18 protein-coding genes, 1 pseudogene and 1 riboswitch are annotated in these 19346 nt (G+C 68.6%); of the genes and pseudogenes, 7 read left to right on the top strand and 12 right to left on the bottom strand.

The window, feature by feature from the left end:
- Entirely contained in the window at window positions 1–3432 is a 3432-nt protein-coding gene (locus tag A5780_RS12605) for a serine/threonine-protein kinase (protein ID WP_064908516.1), read from the bottom strand.
- Between the two features lie 243 nt (window positions 3433–3675).
- On the opposite strand from A5780_RS12605, the gene A5780_RS12600 reads away from it, so the two are divergent.
- From A5780_RS12600 to A5780_RS12590, 3 genes are all read left to right on the top strand, one after another.
- The gene (locus A5780_RS12600; protein ID WP_063015585.1) at window positions 3676–4521 is read left to right on the top strand and encodes a crotonase/enoyl-CoA hydratase family protein; all 846 of its coding nucleotides are present in this window, start codon (window positions 3676–3678) and stop codon (window positions 4519–4521) included.
- A 26-nt stretch (window positions 4522–4547) separates the two neighbouring features.
- Window positions 4548–5297, top strand: a complete 750-nt coding sequence (locus A5780_RS12595) for a VOC family protein (protein ID WP_064901254.1) — start codon at window positions 4548–4550, stop codon at window positions 5295–5297.
- A gap of 204 nt (window positions 5298–5501) precedes the next feature.
- A complete protein-coding gene (locus A5780_RS12590; RefSeq protein ID WP_064908515.1) occupies window positions 5502–7508 on the top strand; it encodes an aconitate hydratase in 2007 nt (668 codons plus the stop codon).
- Window position 7509: 1 nt separating this feature from the next.
- Here the strand turns inward: A5780_RS12590 and A5780_RS12585 are convergent, their stop codons facing one another.
- The 6 genes and pseudogenes from A5780_RS12585 to A5780_RS40895 form a co-directional block, all read right to left on the bottom strand.
- Window positions 7510–8487, bottom strand: coding sequence for a glycine betaine ABC transporter substrate-binding protein (locus A5780_RS12585; protein WP_063015545.1), 978 nt, complete (start codon window positions 8485–8487; stop codon window positions 7510–7512).
- The gene (locus A5780_RS12580; RefSeq protein ID WP_030513812.1) at window positions 8484–9221 is read right to left on the bottom strand and encodes an ABC transporter permease; all 738 of its coding nucleotides are present in this window, start codon (window positions 9219–9221) and stop codon (window positions 8484–8486) included. The genes A5780_RS12585 and A5780_RS12580 overlap by 4 nt, the downstream gene beginning before the upstream one ends.
- A complete protein-coding gene (locus A5780_RS12575; protein ID WP_063015546.1) occupies window positions 9218–10504 on the bottom strand; it encodes an ATP-binding cassette domain-containing protein in 1287 nt (428 codons plus the stop codon). Before A5780_RS12575 ends, A5780_RS12580 begins: the two co-directional genes overlap by 4 nt.
- The gene (locus A5780_RS12570; RefSeq protein ID WP_063015547.1) at window positions 10501–11145 is read right to left on the bottom strand and encodes an ABC transporter permease; all 645 of its coding nucleotides are present in this window, start codon (window positions 11143–11145) and stop codon (window positions 10501–10503) included. Before A5780_RS12570 ends, A5780_RS12575 begins: the two co-directional genes overlap by 4 nt.
- 110 nt (window positions 11146–11255) lie before the next feature.
- Window positions 11256–11768 (bottom strand): annotated as a pseudogene (locus A5780_RS12565) (TauD/TfdA dioxygenase family protein); the annotation flags it as partial.
- A 2-nt stretch (window positions 11769–11770) separates the two neighbouring features.
- Window positions 11771–12442 carry a TetR/AcrR family transcriptional regulator C-terminal domain-containing protein gene (locus A5780_RS40895; RefSeq protein ID WP_063910822.1) on the bottom strand — a complete coding sequence of 224 codons (672 nt, stop codon included), beginning with the start codon at window positions 12440–12442 and terminating at the stop codon, window positions 11771–11773.
- Window positions 12443–12655: 213 nt separating this feature from the next.
- Between A5780_RS40895 and A5780_RS40890 the strand changes: the two genes are divergently transcribed.
- Window positions 12656–13255, top strand: a complete 600-nt coding sequence (locus tag A5780_RS40890) for a hypothetical protein (RefSeq protein WP_169812422.1) — start codon at window positions 12656–12658, stop codon at window positions 13253–13255.
- A gap of 6 nt (window positions 13256–13261) precedes the next feature.
- On the opposite strand, the gene A5780_RS12550 is transcribed toward A5780_RS40890, so the two are convergent.
- The gene (locus A5780_RS12550; RefSeq protein ID WP_063015549.1) at window positions 13262–14023 is read right to left on the bottom strand and encodes a 1-acyl-sn-glycerol-3-phosphate acyltransferase; all 762 of its coding nucleotides are present in this window, start codon (window positions 14021–14023) and stop codon (window positions 13262–13264) included.
- Window positions 14024–14195: 172 nt separating this feature from the next.
- Between A5780_RS12550 and A5780_RS12545 the strand changes: the two genes are divergently transcribed.
- Window positions 14196–14576 carry a DUF488 domain-containing protein gene (locus tag A5780_RS12545; RefSeq protein WP_064901244.1) on the top strand — a complete coding sequence of 127 codons (381 nt, stop codon included), beginning with the start codon at window positions 14196–14198 and terminating at the stop codon, window positions 14574–14576.
- A gap of 25 nt (window positions 14577–14601) precedes the next feature.
- On the opposite strand, the gene A5780_RS12540 is transcribed toward A5780_RS12545, so the two are convergent.
- Genes A5780_RS12540 through A5780_RS12530 form a run of 3 tightly spaced genes read right to left on the bottom strand, consistent with a single transcriptional unit; the run spans window position 14602 to window position 16247 of the window.
- Window positions 14602–15159 carry a histidine phosphatase family protein gene (locus tag A5780_RS12540; protein WP_064908514.1) on the bottom strand — a complete coding sequence of 186 codons (558 nt, stop codon included), beginning with the start codon at window positions 15157–15159 and terminating at the stop codon, window positions 14602–14604.
- A complete protein-coding gene (locus tag A5780_RS12535) occupies window positions 15156–16010 on the bottom strand; it encodes a CbtA family protein (RefSeq protein WP_064908513.1) in 855 nt (284 codons plus the stop codon). The genes A5780_RS12540 and A5780_RS12535 overlap by 4 nt, the downstream gene beginning before the upstream one ends.
- Window positions 16011–16031: 21 nt before the next feature.
- Complete coding sequence (locus tag A5780_RS12530) at window positions 16032–16247, bottom strand: CbtB-domain containing protein (RefSeq protein ID WP_030513821.1); 216 nt, start codon at window positions 16245–16247, stop codon at window positions 16032–16034.
- A gap of 34 nt (window positions 16248–16281) precedes the next feature.
- Window positions 16282–16425, bottom strand: a riboswitch (cobalamin riboswitch).
- A gap of 113 nt (window positions 16426–16538) precedes the next feature.
- On the opposite strand from A5780_RS12530, the gene ligD reads away from it, so the two are divergent.
- Window positions 16539–17507 carry a non-homologous end-joining DNA ligase gene (gene ligD, locus A5780_RS12525; RefSeq protein WP_064908512.1) on the top strand — a complete coding sequence of 323 codons (969 nt, stop codon included), beginning with the start codon at window positions 16539–16541 and terminating at the stop codon, window positions 17505–17507.
- 57 nt (window positions 17508–17564) lie between these two features.
- A complete protein-coding gene (locus A5780_RS12520) occupies window positions 17565–18521 on the top strand; it encodes a hypothetical protein (protein ID WP_156769478.1) in 957 nt (318 codons plus the stop codon).
- Between the two features lie 63 nt (window positions 18522–18584).
- Here the strand turns inward: A5780_RS12520 and A5780_RS40885 are convergent.
- Window positions 18585–19346: hypothetical protein (locus tag A5780_RS40885; RefSeq protein ID WP_064908510.1), on the bottom strand; the 762-nt coding region annotated here is incomplete at its 5' end.

The following is a 19346-nucleotide window of genomic DNA, read 5'->3' as shown; positions in this document are numbered from 1 at the left end:
TCACCCGAGGTGGTCGAGGACGGCCCGCGGGAGCGCTATCACGTTCTGTCCCAGGGTATTTCGCGCCGTGCCGGCGGAGAGTCGCCGGACGACGGCGAGCAGTGCCGGGCCCTCGTCGAGCAGCGGGCGCACCAGCCCCACTTCGACGCAGCGGCGCAGGGCCGGCGCGAGAACCGCCTCCGCCTCCTCCGACCGGCCCACCGTCTCGAGACAATTCGCGGACAACAGTGTGGCGCACAGGGCGGCGCGCGGGCGCGCGGCGGCGTCGATCGACTGTCGCAGGGCATCGGCGCGGTGCGGCGCCCGTTCGGGGTCGACCCGCAGCAGCCACCGGACGGCCGCTTCCTCGGTGAGTTCACGAATCGTCGTGGCCACGCCGTCCTCCGCTGCGCGGGCGCCGGCCGGCTCGCCGGGCACGATTTCACCGATCCCCAGCCGAATCCGCTCGAGTTCGATCCGTGCCGACAGTCGCGGGAGGGCGTGTGCGGTGGCGACCTCGGCGCCGGAGGCGAGCAGTCGCTGCGCGGCCGCGCGATCCCCGCGCAGCGCCTCGATCCGCGCACCGGTGCCGTAGACCCCGGTCAGGAAATCGACTGTGCCGCCCTCGAATCCGAATTCCACCGCGACGTCGAGCAGCTGGTGCGCCTCCGCGATCTCGCCGCGGTCGTAGAGGAAATCGCCGAGTGCGGCCGAGGCCAGGCGGGCGGTGAAGGAACTCTCCCCGGTCGTGGTGCGCGCCAGATGCAGCGCCGTGCGGAAATGCTCCTCGGCCGCCTCCTCGGCGAGTTGCTCACGCGCCGCCATCCCCGCGAAGCAGTGGCTGTACATGATGCTCAGCGCTCCGGTGATGTCGCGGAAATAGATCCGGCCCCACCGGTGCCATTCGTGGACACGGTCGAAGTCGAATCGGTGCAGCGCGGCGAAGGCGCCCAGGTTGGCCGCCGCAGCCAATACGAACGGCGGCAGCGAATCGGCGCGGGCGCGACTCTGCTCGACGGTGTCCTCGAGGCCGTCGAGGTGATCGGCGAGCGCCGCCTCCACTCCGCACAGAATCGACGCCTCGACCGCCAGATCGGATTTCCGATGTCCCGGAGGCTGTTTCGCCGAATCGGCGGCCAGCGCCAACTGCAGTGCGGTGTGCATGCGGCTCGGCCGGCGCAACAACACCGCCGCCCAGGCCAGCGCGATCTGCAGGGTCGGGTCGGCCGCCGCGTCGGTGACGGGCAGTTTCGCCGCCAGTGCCGCCAGGGTGGCCAGATGCGAATGCTGCACGAGTTCGCGAGCGTGGGCGGAGACCAGCGCCACCGCCCGCTCGGGTTCCCCGGCTGCCATCGCATGGTCGATCGCCTCGCTGAGCATGTCGTTGGCGGCGAACCATTCGGCGGCGCGACGGTGCAGCCGCGGCACGCGTTCGGGATGGTCGCGCTCCAGCCGCTGCCGCAGGAAATCGGAGAACAACGTGTGATAGCGGAACCATTCGCCGTCGTCGTCGAGGCGGCGCAGGAATAGGTCCCGCCGCTCGATGTCCTCGAGCAGCGCCCGTCCCTGCGGCCGTCCGGTCAGCGCCGCGGCGAGCGGTCCGCAGATCTTCTCGGTGACAGCGGTTTCCAGCAGTGCGGTCAGCAATCCGGGCTCGAGTGCGTCGAGCACGTTGTCGGTCAGATATTCGCTGATCGCCTGGTGCCGTCCGGACATGGTGGCGATCGCGGAACCGGGGTCCGCGCGGCCGCGCAGCGAGATCGACGCCAGTTGCAGCCCGGCGACCCAGCCGTCGGTGCCGGTCCGCAGCCGGTCGATATCGGCGTCGTCCAGTGCGAGCCCGCCCACCCGGGTCAGGAAGTCCGCCGTCTCGGACTCGTCGAAACGCAGGGCGGCGGAGTCGATTTCGATCAGCTCGTCGCGCACCCGGATGGCCGAGAGCGGTAGTCCGATCATCTCGCGGCTGGTGATCAGCAGTTGCAGATGGTGGCAGGCGTTGTCGAGCAGGAAACGCAGCGCGGCGGTGGTATCGGCATCGGTGACGCGATGCCAGTCCTCGATGATCATCACGAGCCGCTCACCGTCGGCGTGGATGCGGTTGATCAGCGTGGTCAGCACGTAGCGCATCACATCGTTGCCGTGTTCCTCGACCACGCGCAGCAGTTCGGTGGTCAGGGCGGGTCGCGCCCGGCCGACGGCTTCGATCAGATGCAGCAGGAACCAGACCGCGTTGTTGTCGTCGTCGTCGATGTTGAGCCAGCATGCGGCGACCCCGCGATTCACCATCCGCTGCGCCCACTGCGCGGCGAGCGTGCTCTTGCCGAAACCGGCAGGCGCGTGCACGACGATCAGGCGCGGCCAGCGCTCGGGATCCATCGAGTCCAGCAGGCGGGGACGGCGCACCAGCGGGCGCGGGGAGAGCGCGGGATGGAATTTGGTTTCGGCGGTCGGTGGTGTCGTCACCAGGTCGGCCGGGGGAAGCAGGCCGAGTCGGGTCGGTTCTCCGACGCGATCGGCGGGCGCGGGTTCGGCCGCCGGAATCTCCGGTGTCGGGATCGCCATCTCGTCCACGCGCAGTCCGCGGTGACGTTGCAGCTGCTGCGCTCGCTCACCGAATTCCATCGCGGAGACCGGGCGCCCGCCCGGATCGGCGGCCATACTCTCCTCGATGAGTTCGCAGATGTCGTCGGGGATGCCGCCGGGGCGCAGGTCGGGAATCGGTTCCTCGGTGATGCGCAGGAACTGGGCGACCAGTCGTTCACCGGAGCGGCGCTGGTAGGCGGCGTGGCCGGTGAGCATGCAGAACAGCGTGGCGCCCAGACTGTAGATGTCGGAGGCGACCGACGGGGTGCCGTCGCGCAGGACCTCGGGAGCGGTGAACGCCGGTGACGCCGTGACCACTCCGGTGGTGGTGCGGAAGCCGCCCTCCACCCGGGCGATGCCGAAATCGGTCAACTGTGGTTCGCCGTAGTCGGTGAGAAGAACGTTGCCCGGCTTGATGTCTCGATGCAGGATCCCCGCCCGGTGCACGGTCTCCAGCGCACCGGACAGCTTCACCGAAATGCGCAGCGCGGTCGTGATATCCAGCGGCCCGCCGTGCTGGATCCGCTGTTCCAGCGAGCCCCTCGGGTGATACGGCATCACCAGATAGGGCCGTCCGTCGCCGGTCGTGCCGACCTGCAGGATCGCGACGATATTGGGATGTTCCGGCAGCCCGCCCATGGCCCGCTGCTCGCGGAGGAATCGTTCGACACTCTCGTCGCCGAAATCGGCTGCGGCGCTGAGCACCTTCACCGCGACGATGCGGCCCAGTGCGAGTTCGCGGCAGCGATACACCACGCCGAATCCGCCCCGTCCGATGATGTGGGCATCGGCGAACCCGGCCGCTCGCAGACCGTCGTCGATCACCAGGGAGCGGTCGCGCTGGGTCGCCATGGAATCCTTGTCGGCCATCGGAACCGTTTCCGTCTGTACTGCTTGTCGCGGAGCCCGTCGCGCTGGCATGTCAAGTATAGGCTCGGCCTGCGCGGATGCCGGTGGCCGAGACCGCTCGCCCGCCCGTTCGGCAGGCGCCGTTCGGGCCGTGCGGCGCGCGCGTCGAAGGAGCAGGCGGCGCAACGGGATTCGCGCGCGGTGCCGGGCGGGGCCCGGTGACGGGGATGGTCACCGCCCGGGGCTGCTGGCATGCTGTCCGATATGGCCGACATCCGCTGGGAAATCTCCGACTCCATCGCCACGATCACGCTCGATCGCCCGCAACAGCTCAACGCCTTCACCACCGCGATGGGCGAGGAACTGATCGCCGCCTTCGACGACTTCGACCGCGACGACCGGGTGCGCGCGATCATCGTGACCGGGGCGGGACGCGCGTTCTGCGCGGGTGCGGATCTGTCGGCCGGAGCCGAAACCTTCGCCGCCGAGGCGACCGACACCTTCCGTGACGGCGGTGGTGAGGTGGCGCTGCGGATGTTCGAATCGCAGAAGCCGATCATCGCCGCGGTCAACGGACCCGCCGTCGGCGTGGGCATCACGATGACCCTGGCCGCGGACTTCCGGCTCGCCGCCGACACCGCGCGGATCGGATTCGTCTTCAATCGGCGCGGCATCGTGCCGGAATCCTGTTCGAGCTGGTTCCTGCCCCGCCTGGTGCCCATGCAGACCGCGTTGGACTGGGTGTACTCCGGCCGGCTGGTCGAGGCCGACGAGGCCTTGGACGCGGGTCTGTTCTACGCCTTGCATCCGGTTGCCGATCTGCTGGACCAGGCCCGGGCACTGGCGCGACGGCTCACCGAGCATTCGGCGCCGGTGTCGGTGGCGCTGTCGCGGCAGATGCTGTGGCGCGGCCTCGGCGCCGAACATCCGATGATCTCGCATCGCGTCGAATCGCGCGGTATCAACCAGCGCGGTGCCAGTGCCGATGCCCGCGAGGGCGTCTCGGCGTTCCTCGAGAAGCGGCCCGCGCAGTTCCCCGACAGCGTCGAGCGTGATCTGCCCGATGTGTTCGCCGGTGAGCTCGCGACCCCGCCCTTCCGGCCCGCCTGATCCGTCCGACGAGCCTGGAGGAGTGCATGATTCGCTGGAGCTGGATGTACATCGACCGGCCCGCCGCACGTTTCGACGAGGCGTTCGCCTTCTGGTCGGCGGTCACCGGCACCCGGTTGTCGGCTCGCCAGGGTGAACACGCCGAGTTCGCGACCCTCGACCCGGCGACCGGCGACGCCTACCAGGCGGCGCAGGCGGTCGGCGCGGACGGGGGCGCCCATCTCGACATCGATGTCGTCGATCTCGACCGGGCCCGCCGCGCGGCGCGCGATCTCGGCGCGACCCTGGTCGCCGATCACGACACCTGGTCGCTCGTGCGTTCACCGCACGGCCTGCCGTTCTGCCTGACCACCGGTGACGGGCGGCATATCCCGGCGCCGGTGGCCGGGCCGGACGGCACCCTCAGCCGCGTCGATCAGCTCTGTTTCGACATTCCGCCGTCGGGCTACGACGGCGAGGCCGCCTTCTGGTCCGCGCTCACCGGCTGGCCCGTGCGGCGCACCGGCCGGTCCGAGTTCGCCCGGCTGCTCGTGCCGGCGCGATTGCCGATCCGAATCCTGCTGCAGCGCTTGGACGCCGACCGGGAGCCGGGCGCCCATATCGATATCGCCTGCGCCGATGCCGAGGCGGTGGCGGCCTGGCACGAATCCCTCGGCGCCCGGCGTGTGCGGCGCGGTGCGCAGTGGCTGGTGATGAACGACCCGGTGGGCGGGGTGTACTGCCTCACCGAACGAGACCCGTTGACCGGCAAGGTGTTCCGGCGCGGGCGCGGCTGAACGGATTGCTGCAGGACGTTCCCGCGCAGCGCTCGCCGACGTCGGGGCATCGCGGTCACCGCGCTCCGCGGGCGCGCCGGGTTTAGGGGCGGGCGGCGAAACGGCGGCGAGCCGGCGGGGATCGGCGCATCCTGGAAGGGACATCGCACCAACGACCGCGCCCGAATCCGGCGATCCCGCCAGGACCGGCGCAGAGGAGGGCAGATGACCGATCAGGAGATCCGCGGGGACGGCCCCCGCAACGTCGCGCAGAAATTGATCGGCTCCCACCTGGTGTCGGGGCGAATGCATCCGGGGGAGGAGATCGCGCTGCGTATCGACCAGACCCTCACCCAGGACGCCACCGGCACCCTGGTGATGCAGGAACTCGAGGCACTCGGCCTCGACCGGGTGCGCACCGAGCTCAGCGCCCAGTACGTCGACCACAATCTGTTGCAGACCGACGACAAGAACGCCCAGGATCACGAATTTCTGCTGTCGGCCTGCCGTCGCTACGGGCTGTGGTTCTCGAAGCCGGGCAACGGGGTTTCGCATCCCACCCATATGCAGCGTTTCGGCAGACCCGGCGCGACGATGGTCGGCTCGGATTCCCATACGCCGGCCGGCGGATCGCTGGGCATGCTCGCGATCGGCGTCGGCGGTCTCGAGGTCGCGCTCGCCATGGCCGGTGAGCCGCTCTACATCACCATGCCGCAGATCTGGGGCGTCGAACTGACCGGTGAGCTGCCGCCCTGGTGTTCGGCCAAGGACGTGATCCTGGAAATGTTGCGCCGCCACGGTGTCAAGGGCGGGCTGAACCGGATCGTGGAATATCACGGCCCCGGTCTGGCGACCCTCACGGCGATGGACCGGCACGTGATCGCGAATATGGGCGCCGAACTCGGCGCCACCACCACGGTCTTTCCCGCCGACGACGCGGTGCGCGACTTCCTGCGCGCCGAGGACCGCGCCGGCGACTTCGCCGAACTGCGGGCCGACGAGGGCGCGACCTACGACGTCGACGAGCACATCGATCTGTCCACGATCGAGCCGCTGATCGCCAGGCCGTCCTCCCCCGGGGATGTGGTGCCGGTGCGCGAGGTCGCCGGCGAGCCGGTGGCACAGGTGGTGATCGGATCCTCGGCCAACCCCGGGCTGCGTGATTTCGCGATGGCCGCCGCCATCGTCTCCGGCCGCCAGACCCACAGCGACGTCAGCTTCGACGTCAACCCGTCCTCGCGCGAGATCTTCGAGGACCTGACCAAGATGGGCGCCACCTTCGAACTGATCCGCGCCGGTGCGCGCATCCATCAGTCCGGATGTATGGGGTGCATCGGTATGGGGCAGGCGCCGGCCGTGGGCCGCAATTCGTTGCGCACCATGCCGCGTAACTTCCCGGGGCGCTCGGGCACCGACGAGGACGCGGTGTGGTTGTGCTCCCCGGAGACCGCCGCCGCATCGGCGCTGACCGGGACGATCACCGATCCGCGCGATCTGGCCGACGAGCTGGGCCTCGACTATCCGGTGCTGAATCTGCCCGCACAGGCGTCGGTCAACACCGCGATGCTCGTGCCGCCGCTGCCGGTGGCGCAGGCGCGCACGGTGGAATTGGTGAAGGGCCCCAACATCTCCGCGCTGCCGGATTTCGATCCGCTGCCCGACGTGATCGAGGCGCCGGTCCTGCTGGTGGTCGGCGACAACATCTCCACCGACGACATCTCCCCGGCCGGAGCGCGGGCGCTGCCGTTCCGCTCGAATATTCCGAAACTCGCCGAATTCGCTTTCACCCGCATCGATCCGGACTATCCGCGGCGTGCGGCCGATATCTCCGCCACCACCGGGCATGTCATCGTGGGCGGAGACAACTACGGGCAGGGCTCGTCCCGGGAACACGCCGCGATCGCGCCGAGGTATCTCGGGTTGCGGGCGGTGATCGCGAAATCGTATGCGCGCATCCACTGGCAGAATCTGGCCAATTTCGGCATCGTCGCGCTCGAATTCGCCGATCCCGCCGATTACGACCGCATCGGAGTGGGCGACGTGCTGCGCATCGAGGGGCTGCGTTCGGCACTCACCGCCGGTTCCGCGATCACCGCCCACGATGTCACCGCGAATGTGGATATCCCGCTGCGGCACCGGCTTTCGGACCGGCAGGTGGAAACGGTCCTGGCCGGCGGCATCATTCCGCGGCTGGCGGCCGCACAGGCGGCGCGGGAGATGTCGACCCCATGAGCTACTCGATGAGCTTTTCGCTCTTCAACCAGTCGTAGGCGACGTCGGCGGGATCCTCGCCGTCGATATCGACGCGGCCGTTGAGTTCCTGCATCAGATCATTGGTCAGGCGTTCGGAAATCGTACCCAGCAGCTGTCGCAACTGCGGGTAGCGGTCCAGGATCTCACCGCGCACGACGGCGGCGCCGCTGTAGGGCAGGAAGAATTTCTTGTCGTCGTCGAGCACGACGAGATTCAGATTCTTCACCCGGCCGTCGGTGGTGTAGATCATGCCGAAATTGCACGGCGAGCTCTTGGCCGTGGCGGTGTAGACGACGCCGGCGTCCATCCGGGTGACGTTGCCGGTGGGCACGCCGTTCGGATCGTTGTAGGGGATGCCGTATTTCTGCAACATCGGAATGAAACCGTCGGCGCGACTGAAGAATTCGTCGTCGACACAGAACGTGCGCTCGCGCACCGGCAAGGCTGCCACATCCGACAGCGACTTCACCCCCAGCCGTTGCGCGGTCGGCGTGGACACACCGAACGCGTAGGTGTCGTTGAAATTCGCCGGTGGCAGCCACTCCAGATTGTGCTCGCGCTTCTCGATGTCGTGCACGCGCTGCCAGAGTTCCTGCGGATCGGAGATCGTCTCGGTTTCGTTGTGGTAGTTGACCCAGCCGGTGCCGGTGTACTCCCACAGGATGTCGGCGTCGCCGTTGAGCTGAGCCTGCCGCGACGACGCCGAACCCGGTGCGCCGGTCAGGTCGGTGACCTTCGCACCGGCCGCGGCCAGATAGGTCGCGGTGATCTTGCCCAGCAGCACGCCCTCGGTGAAACTCTTCGACGTCACCACGAGTTTCGCGCCGTCGAGCGGTCGCTGCCCGCCGGGCAGGCTCGCGTCGTGAAAGGTTCCCGACGAGCTCACCAGACCGCATCCGCCGAGTATCGACACCGCGAGGACGGTCGCGCACACCGCCAGTGCCCGTGCCGATCTCATGACACACCTCGCGGGGTCGCGGCCAGTTCGACGAGTCTGCCCAGCCAGTCGATGATCAACGCCAGCAGTCCGACCAGGATCGCTCCGGACACGAGCAGTTTCGGCAGGAACAGCGTGACGCCCGTGGTGATCAGCGTGCCGAGGCTGGTGGCGCCGATGAAGGTGCTCAGGGTCGCGGTGCCGACCAGGATCACCAGGGCGGTGCGCACCCCGTTGAGGATCACCGGCACCGCGAGCGGTAACTCGACTCGGACCAGGGTGCGGGTGGCGGAGAACCCGATCCCGCGCGAGGCCTCGATGGTGCGCTGATCCACCTGCCGCAGGCCGATGATGGTGTTCTGCAGGATCGGCAGAATTGCGTACACCACCAAACCGACGACCGCCGTACGGAATCCGGTGCCCAGCCAGAAGGTGAACAACACCAGCAGCCCGACCGCCGGCGCCGCCTGGCCGATATTGGCGATGTTGACCGCGATCGGCTCCAGGCGTTTCAGCGCGGGCCGGGTCAGCGCGATACCCAGCGGAATCGCGACGACGACCACGATCACCGTGGCCACCACGGTCAGCTCGATATGCGACCAGATCGTGGTCTGCAGGTTGGACCAGGCCAGCGAGGCCTGTTCGGTCGGGGTGAATGTGGTCGACCGATACCAGACGATGTAGCCGATTCCGATGACGAGGATGATCAGCGGCTCGAACCAGACGTCCATCGGCAGCCGGCGCAGGCGGGTCATGATTGCCCGGCCGATTCGTGTTCGTCGTCGTCGGCGGCGACCACCGGCGTGGGCGCGGGATCGGTTCCGTCGACGTAGGTTTCGTACGAGGTGTCGTGTTCCTCGGAGCGCACATCGGCGAGTGCGGCCTGGATGGTCTCGGTCACCGCGCCGATGCCGATCGAGCCGACGACCGCGCCGCGTCCGTCGGTCACCAGGGCCGCACCCTGACTGGCCGCCAGCATCGCGTCGAGGGCGTCGTTGAGGGTCGAGGAGCGAGCGACGACCGGCAACCGCCGATCGAGGTAGTCCGAGACCTCCGGTTTGCTCGCCAGTTCGGTGAGCGAGGGCCACGACCGTGGCCGTCCGGCATCGTCGACGACCACCACCCAGGTCTGCCCGGCGGCCCGCGCGCGCTGGATCACCGCCTGCGCCGGCTCCCCGATGCGGGCGGTGACCACGTCGTCCCACTCCACGTCGCGCACCCGCTGCACGGTCAGATAGGCGAGTTTGGCGCCGGATCCGACGAATTCCTCCACGAACGGCGTGGCCGGTGCGGTGAGGATCTCCTCGGGCCGCGCGTACTGCTCGACGTGCCCACCCTCGGACAGGATGAGCACCTTGTCGCCGAGTTTGGTGGCCTCCTCGAAATCGTGGGTGACGACGACGATGGTCTTGCCGAGTTCGTGCTGAATCGCGATCAGGCTGTCCTGCAGGCGAACCCGGGTGATCGGGTCGACCGCGCCGAACGGCTCGTCCATCAGCAGCACCGGGGGATCGGCGGCCAGCGCCCGCGCGACACCGACCCGCTGCTGCTGTCCGCCGGACATGTCCTTGGGCAGGCGGTCGGCGAAGACGCCGGGATCCAGGCCGACGAGTTCGAGCAGATAGTCGGTGCGCTCGGCGATCCGCTTCTTGTCCCAGCCGAGCACTCGCGGGATCGCGCCCACGTTCTTGCGCACCGACCAGTGCGGGAACAGGCCGCCGGATTGGATGACGTACCCGATCGACTGCCGGAGCTTGTCCGGGTCCTCGCTGGTGACGTCGCGCCCGCCGATGAAGATGCGGCCCTCCGTCGGTTCGATCAGCCGGTTGATCATCTTCAGCGTGGTCGTCTTGCCGCAGCCGGAGGGGCCGACGAAGGCGACGATCTGTCCGGCCTCGATCTCGAGGTCGAGGCGGGCGACGGCCGGCTTGTCCTGGCCCTTGTACCGCTTCACGACCGAGTCGAGGACGATGGAGGCCCCGGTGACATTGCGTTCCGGCGTCGCCGGTCCGGGCCGGTCGGTCACAGCGTCGGTCATGAGAGTCCTTTTGCGATGGTGAGGCGGCCCAGCAGAACGAGTAGCGCGTCGAACACCAGCGCCACGATGACGATGAGGATCGTGCCCGTGGCCGCCGTCTCCAGGGCGTTCGCGCCGCCGAGGCGCGACAGGCCGTTGAAGATCAGCGATCCCAGACCCGGCCCCAGGACGTAGGCGACGATGGCGGCGACACCGACGATCATCTGCGTGGAGACCCGGATACCGGTCAGGATCACCGGCCACGCGATCGGCAGTTCGACGGTGAGCAGGATGCGGGTGCGGGAGAATCCGATTCCGCGTGCGGATTCCACCACCGAGGCCGGTACCGAGCGCAAGCCGACGATCGCGTTGCCGATCACCGGCAGCGCCGCGAAGAACGCCAGCATGATGAACGACGGGACGACGCCCAGCCCGAACGGCACCAGCAGCAACGCCAGCAGCGCGAGCGACGGAATGGTCAGCGCGACCCGGCTCGAGGTGAGCGAGAGCTGCGACAGCAGCGGCAGCCGGTAGACCGCCATCGCGATGAGCACGGCGACGATCGTGCCGACGAGAACCGTCTGAAACGCCAGTGACGCATGCTGATAGGTGAGGAAGGCCAGAGTGTCACCCCGCCCTCGGATGTAATTCCACAGGTTCACGGGACTCCCATCGTCAGCCCTCTGCCGGCACCCGTCCGCGCGCCGCCGCCGGACGCCGGTGTGTCAAAGACTAAATGACAGTACGGCTCCGGTTCCGCACGCCGCGCGGTTCACGCCGCTCGCGGGAGCGACTCCACGCGGGAATAGGCCTGCGCGTCACCGGCGATCACCGTGCTCGCCCGGCCGTCGACGCCGACGGGTATGTCACCGGCCAGTGTGATGCGGGTGAGCCGGCGGTGTTCGGCGCCGTCGTAGTCGTCGATCGCGTAGTGCTGGGTGGCGAGGTTGTCCCAGATCGCCACATCGCCGGGCGCCCAATCCCAGCGGGTGGTGTGCTCGAGCCGGGTCACCCGATCCTGGAACAGGCGAAACAGCGCGCGCGATTCGGCGGTGGACAGGCCGACGATCTCCTTGACGAAGCAGCCCAGCAGCAGGGCGCGTTCACCGGTCTCGGGATGGACGTGCACCACCGGATGTTCGGTCTCGAAATAGCGGGACTCGAATTCGGTTCGGTACGAACGAGTTCCGTCGTCCGGTCGGTCGTCGGTGTCGGCGGCGTAGTCGTAGCGATTGGTGTGGCGGGCACGCAGATTCTCGGCCAGCACCCGCAGCGGGTGCGGCAGTCTCAGGCCCGGCCGCGTGCCTCGAGCTTGCGTTCCAGCCCGGCGATCACGAGCTCGAGGTCGAATTCGAACTGCTCGCCGACGCGCGCGGCGCTCTCGCGGGTGGTCGCGACCTGGCGCAGGAGTGGGAACTCTTGTCCCGCTTCCGAATTCAGGGTCCGGGCGACATGTTCGGCCTGGATGTCGACGTGGCCCCGGGTCGCCTCCGCGGCCTCGCGCGCCGCCGAGTACGCGATATCGGCGAGCAGTCGCAGCGTGCGCCCGGCCTCCATCGGCTCGAATCCGGCGCCGACCAGCGACTGGAATATCCGCTCGATCGCCGCCAGCGTCGACAGGCCGCCTCGGCCACCGAATCGCACATAGGAGATCAAGACGCCGACCTGGGTGAGGGCCTCGGCGACCGCGGCGGCGAACAGCCGCAGCAGTTGCCGCCAATCGCCCTCGGCGGGCAGGGCCAAGCGGCGGAACTCGGTTTCGAAGGCGTCCAGCGCGACCAGTTCCAGCAATCCGTCGCGGTCGCTGACGTAGTAGTTCAGCGATTTGCGGTCGACGCCCAGCGCGTCGGCGACCGCTTTCATGGTGAGTGTTTCCGGCGGCAGCGCGCGGGCGGCCGCGACGATGCGATCCCGGCTCAGCCGGGGCGGACGCCCGCGGCCGCGCCGCGATGTCTGCACGATTCCAGTCCCGGACCCGGTTGTATTCCCGCCGCTCACCCCTCTCAGGCTACGGCTGCCGGCGGCGGGTCCGGACAACACGCCCGGTGGATGGATACGAGTTCGGCCAATATTTTCTCCCGCTGGGGGAAAATAAACTAGTCTCTGCTCGGGCGATGTGGGCCGCCCGAGGCGGGGGAAGGCAGTGGTGGTTGTGATCGGAACGGAAGTGCTATGTCTGCTGTGTCGCACCGGTACCCAACGAACGCCCACGCGGCGGAAGCTCCGCGCGAATGCGCCGTGGCCGAATCCGGCCGGCGCTCGCTGCGATATCAGCTGGTCGTGGTCGCGGACAATCCTGTCGAGGTCGTCTCGCGCGCCGGCGGCTGGCTGTTCGACCGAGCGGTCGCCGGCTGGGAGGTCACCGTCGCGGTCGATGCGCCCGGCGACATCCGGCCGCTGACGATTCTCGGGCTGGGCGTCCTGGATCTCGGATGTGTGCTGCGCTGCCGGCGGCAGGTGCCGATACCGCATGCTTTCGCGGTCGCCGGAGATCTGTCCGCACTCGGCGAACCGGCGCGCGAGTGGGCCCACCGATATCTGGGCAGCGCACGCACCGATGTCCGGTTCTGGGGCGATACGGAGTACCGCGACACATCGTTCGCGCAGGCCTCGCCGACGCAGTACGTGCCGACCCGTGCGGCACGAGCCTTCAAGGCCTACGCGCTCGAGGCGGTGGGCATGCGGTCGCCCGCCACCGATGTCGAATTCTTCCGCGCGGTGGTGGGTGCGGTGGCCGCGGGGTCGGGGGTGCGCACCCTGCCGGCCGGTTGAAGCGAATTACCGGACGGCCGCGATCGCCCCGTCGAGTGCGCGCTGCATCCGGCTGCCGACCACCCGGGTGATTTCGGCCGGTCGATCCGGGAAATCCGGCAGCGGCTCGTCGAGGTAGAACGTGGCGCGGCCGTCGGGGCCGTAGGTCAGGCCGAGGAAGACGAAAACCGGTGCCGCCCCGGCCTTTCGGGCGCGTGCGGCGATGTGGCCGATGCCGGTGCCGATGGTCTGCACGCGGGCCGGATCGGTTTCGTTGCAGGTGCCCTCCGGGAACAACGCGAGGTCGTCACCGTCGACCATGCGCCCGACGCAGACGTCCATCAGTTGCTGCCCGGCGGCGTAGGCGGCGCGTGGGCCGTGGTCCTTGCCGCGGAACACCGGGATGGCGCCCATGATGTCGATGCGCGACCGCTGCTCCGGCTCGGTGAACAGTTCGTCCTTGGCCAGCACACGGATATGGCCGATCCGCGGCCGGAACACGCTGCGCCAGGCGAAGGCGGCCACCGTGCGCGGATCTTCCACGCTGACATGGTTGATCGCGATGATCATGCGGCGGTTGTCGCGAATCAGCTGCCGGATCGCCGCGCGGGCACCGTCCGCATAGCGGACCGTGGGACGTTTGCGATACGCGGTGATCGCGTAGAACAGGCGCGCGCGGGTGCGGGGCGCGCGGTGGGTGCGGTAGTACTCGTAGACGGCATCGCGATTGTCGAATTCGACCGACGGGGGCGCAACGACGGGATCGGCGGTCGAGGTCGGGACGTTCATTCAACCTACGCTACCGTAACCTACGGCTGCGTAGGCAGAGGTGGGCGCAGCGGCCGTGGCGAGCCGGCGAAAGACGCCGCTCCCGTGACTACCCTCGAATGCGGGAAGCGGGGGACCGGCGATCCCGCGCCGCGGGTGCCGGACGATACGGCCGACCGAAGGGAGCAGCGCGATGGCGAGTGCACGACCGCGGGTTCAGGTCCGGCGGATCTACGACGATCCCGATCCCGACGACGGAATGCGGGTGCTGGTCGATCGCCTCTGGCCGCGCGGGATGAGCAAGGAGAACGCCCACCTCGACGAGTGGTGCAAAACGATCGCACCCTCGACCGAGTTGCGCACCTGGTACGGGCACGATCCCGCCAAATTCGACGAGTTCGGTCGCCGCTACCGCGAGGAGCTCCGAAGTCCGGAACGCGCCGGCGACCTCGACCACCTCCGCGAACTCGCCGGGCGCGGCATGCTCACTCTGTTGTCGGCCACCAAGCGGATCGACATCAGCGAGGCGGCCGTACTCGCCGATCTGGTCGGGAAGAAGCCGGCGTCGCACTGAGGTGGCCGGGTGCACACCTGCCCGCTCACAGCGGATTCGCGGTGTGCCGCACGGTCCAGGCGGCGCCGCGGCCGTGCAGTGTGGTGGCGCTGAGTGGCGGAATGTCGATGCGCCAGAACGATTCCGGCGGCGCGGCGAGGGCGAGGAGCACACTCGCGCGGACGACGGCGGGATGGGTGATCGCGACGATCCGGCTTCGGTCGGCGACCATCGATTCGAGCCAGTCACGCACCCGTTCGAGCAGGTCGGTGATCGCTTCACCGCCGTGGTCGCGGTAGGCGGGATCGGACATCCAGGCCATCAGGTCGGCCGGGTCGAGAGAATCCATCTGCCTGCCCGCCCACTCGCCGCAGTCGAGATCGCGCAGGGCGGGTTCGGTGGTCGCCCGCAGACCCAGCAGGGTGGCGGTCGCGGCGGTCCGCAGTTCCGGCGCGGCCAGGACCCGGTCGGCCCGCGGCGCCGTGGGGGAGGCGGCGTCGCGGGGAAGCTCGTCGAGTGGTTCATCGACCGGGAAGCGGGCCGTCCGCATCGCCTCGGTCATGCCGTGGCTGATCAACGTGAGCCGGGTGACGGTCGCGCTCATACCGCCGCTGCCGGCGCGGCCGCGGCCGATTCGTCCGCGCGCCGGAACAACCGCGGCGCCAGTGTCGCGAAACCCACGCCGATCACGGACCACAGAATGACCTGCGCGGCAAGGGAATAGAAGCGGAAGTAGTACAGATCGTCGGCGGGGAAGCCCGGATAGACGATCCGGCCGCTCGAATCGGTGAGCGGCCCGGGTGTTTCGGTGGCCGCGTCGCCCGGTGCCCGGTTGGCGGCCAGATGCCCGAGTGCGGGCAGCAACGCCGCGATCGCGGTCACCACCACCACGAAGGCCAGGCCCGCGGCGATGGTCGCCGTCCAATTGCCCAGGCGCGCTTGCAGTTTCCGCCCCAGCCACACGGCGCCCACCGCGCAGACCGCGGCGATCACCACCATCGACAGGTAGAGACCGGTGCGTTGCCCGATCGTGTCGGGATTGCCGATCGAGGGCGGATTGGTCGGATATTTGAGGAACGGCACGGCGTACAGCACGCCGAACATGCCGCCCGCCACGCACAGTGCGAGATTGCGCGGGCTCAAACTGCCGACACGGCCCATGAACAGGCAGTACACCACCGCGAACAGCGCGCCCATCGCGGCGCCGAAGACGACCGTGCCGAAGCCGAGGCCGATGGTCGACTGCACCGACCGGGTGAACAGTTCGCTCTCTTCCATGCCGGCCATCGAATGTCCTGCGGCCGCTTCGAGTGTCGTGTGCGCCGCGTCGCGCCCGCCCTCGTAGTCGATGGCGCGATCGATGATCGGCTCGGCCAGGATCCGCGCGAAGACGAAGGCCGCCAGCCCGCCGGTCGCACCGACCAGCACACCGCGGGCGATGATTCGTTTTTCCATTGTGGGGGCTCGATCCCGCGGTCAGTGGCAGGGGTAGCCGAGGAAATGCCGTGCGTCGTGGACGAATTCGTGCACGTGCATATCGTCTCCGAAGATCGAGACCGCGCCCTGATCGATGCCGATGAAGTAGAGGGCGAGCAGAGCCAGGAGCGTGGTGCCGCCCAGCCACAGGGCCGTCGTGGGAATGGAGAGCCGAATCGACTCCAGGCCGGACCGGGGAACATAGGACGTCGCCATGTGACTCTCCTCCGGGGATTGCGCGTCCCCGCTCGATGGTGGTTACCACGCGATCCGAGTATCTGACTCACATTCCGCCCGGCGAAACGCTCACAGTGGCGCGACCGTCCCGGATTTTCACCGGGTTCCTCGAATCGTCGCTCGCACAACCATACGAAATTGCCGTTCGGCTGGTCAATCGGCGGGTTGCGAGATCGGGTCGTGACTGAAATGTCAGCATCATCGTCGCTGTAAGAGGAGGATTTCAGGGTAGTAACCGAGAAATAGCCATTAATCGAAAGGTGGGCGCTCATGAGCGGATTGCCGCGATACGCGGCGATGCTGGCGACCGCCGGCGCTCTGCCCGCCGACAGTGCGGCCTGGGCGTACGAGGTGAAATTCGACGGTATCCGCGCCATCGGTTACGTCGAGCGGGAATTGCGGCTGATCTCGCGCAACGGCAACGATGTCACCGCCGCCTGGCCGGAGCTCGCCGACCTCGCGCCCGCGGTGCCGCCGATCGTCGTCGACGGCGAAATCGTCGCCTTCGCCGCCGACGGCCGCACCTCCTTCGCCGCCCTGCAACCGCGGATGCACCAGCGCAATCCGGCCATGATCCGCGCACTGATGCGCTCGGTACCCGCCACCTACCTCATCTTCGACCTGCTGCACATCGGCGACCGCCCGCTGATCGACCTGCCGTACGAGCAACGCCGCGGGCTGCTGGAACAACTCGGCCTGCGCGGCCCGAGCTGGCGCATCCCGCCGCGGCTGACCGGTACCGGCGCCGATGTGCTCGCCGAATCGGCACGGTTGGGGCTCGAGGGCATCGTGTGCAAGCGGCTCGACAGTCCCTATCTGCCGGGCCGGCGCAGTCCGCTGTGGACCAAGGTCAAGAACGTGAACGATCAGGAGATCGTCATCGTCGGGTGGCGGCCCGGCGCCGGCCGTCGCGCGGGACGCATCGGCTCACTGCTCATGGGCGTGCACGACGAGACCGGGGAATTGGTCTACATCGGCAATGTGGGGACCGGTTTCACGCAGGCCATGCTCGACGATCTCCAGGCCCGGTTGCGTCCGCTGCGGCGGCAGACCCCCACTGTCGCGGCGCCGGTGAAGGACGCGATCTGGGTGGAACCCGAACTGGTGGGCGAGGTGTCGTTCACGGAGCGGACCGGCGACGGGCGCCTGCGCCACCCGTCCTGGCGCGGCTTGCGGCCGGACAAGACGCCGGACGAGGTCGAAGTGCCCGGGCGCGCCGACAGCGCGCTCGATTCCTGAACGGGAAAGGGACGATTCGCCCACTGCTGCGGCTTGGGAAATCACTATAGTGACCGGGTGTCTGCTCGTGATGCATCGTGGAATCGGTTGAACCGTCTCGCGTACACAGGGCAGATCATTGCCGTCGGCGCGCTGGCTGTGGCGTGGCTGGCGATCGGGCGGGGACTGTTCTCGGGACCGGATCTCGATGCGGGTGGCCAATTCGCCGTCAACTTCTCGATCTATTGGCCGTTCCTGTTCGTGATCAGCCCGGTGCTGTTCGTCACCGCCATTTTCGGGCTGTTGCCCTACCCGTTCGCGCCTGGCGGCACCATCGCGGGTGGACTGATCGCCAGTTTCTTCGCTCAGTGGGTGGGAACCGAGCTGTCCTTGTCCGACTACAAGCCGGAGCTACCCGGACGCCTCGACACGAGCGTCGCCGCGGCGTGCTTCGCCGTTGCCGCAGCGTTCACGGCAGCCTTCTTGCACCTGTACGGCAACCGATCCGGTCGGACGCGTTCCGCCTCGATGCGAGGCGGGGCGGCGCTGGCAGTTGCCGTTCTCGTCGGTGCGGTGGTCACGATTCCGCCGCTGATCGCGGGCAGCGGCACCCCGTCCGGTGTCCTGGCCGGGCTCGTCACCAACTCCCATTGCGGCAGGAAAGTGTCGGACTGGACGGACGAGGGACAGGCGACCGTCTATGTGGGCGACGCGACACAGTGGTCTCCGCCGAAGAACGGGCCGGACAACGTGTTCGGGGTCCTGGTCACTCTGCGTAACGGCACGGGCAGCGTCGAAACCACCCCGCCGACCGCGCTGTCGTTCCGAGACGAGCTGCCGTTTCGGTCGGGTCCGCCGGCAACCGAATTGCTGCTGCATCAGCCCGGTACCGGCAGCGGGTTCGCGTTTACTCGCCTGCGTGATCCGAAGTGTGAGGACGGCAGTAGCCGGGTGGTCTCGGCGACCTATCACTATGAGGAGTACGGCGGAACGAGCGACACTCGGCTTCGGGGCAAGGTCTCTCGTAGCAAGTAACACGCGGTGCCACGCGGTGGCGAAACGCGTGGTTCAGCGTGTGGTCGGGGCGCGCGGGGACGCTCACAGGTCCGCGCCCCAGCGGTCGACCGGGTCGGTGCCGCCGACACCGGAGGCGAATTCTCGCACCCGCAGCCGCCCGCCGGCGTCGGACGCCAATGGTGGTGTGGCGCCGCCGGATCCGTGACTCATACCGGTGAGGACTTCGCGCAGGGCGGACACGGCGTCGATGCGCGGCGTCCAGCCCAGATCGCGCCTGGCCCGGGTGGTATCCATGATCGGCAGGCGCATCATCGCGTCGAACAGGTCGGGCGGGGCGGGGACCAGGCGCAGGCGCCAGCCGACTGCCAAGGCGGCTCGCACGGCCCCAGGTGGTACGGAAACCGTTGGCGCATCGAACAATACGCCGAGTTTCGCGCGGTCGATCACCGGATCGGCCGCGAGGTTGAAGGGGCCGTGCACACTCGGGTCGACGATGGCGAGACTGTAGGCGCTGCCGATGTCGTCGGCGTGCACCGCCTGCAGCCGCAGACCCGCCGGCACGGGCAGCACCGGAATCAGCGGCGGGCGCAGCACACTGCCCGGAACCAGCGGGCCCGCGAACAGGCGGCGCTGCTGGCTCGCGGAGGCCTGCTGGAACGTGAAGGCGGGCCGCATCCGCACCACGCGCCGGTCCGGATGCTCGTTCTCGAACAGATCGAGTAGACGCTCGACGTAGGCCTTCTCTCGCATGTACCCGGCCGGAGGCCAGCCCTCCGTGGGCCAGTCCTCGCCGACGGGATCATCGTGGTGCGCAGGGGAATACGCGCCGACCGACGACGCGTA

The sequence above is a fragment of the Nocardia sp. 852002-20019_SCH5090214 genome (assembly GCF_001665865.1).
Lineage (GTDB): Bacteria > Actinomycetota > Actinomycetes > Mycobacteriales > Mycobacteriaceae > Nocardia > Nocardia nova.
Note: the sequence above shows the minus strand (reverse complement) of the source record. Positions and strands in the feature narration are given on the sequence as shown.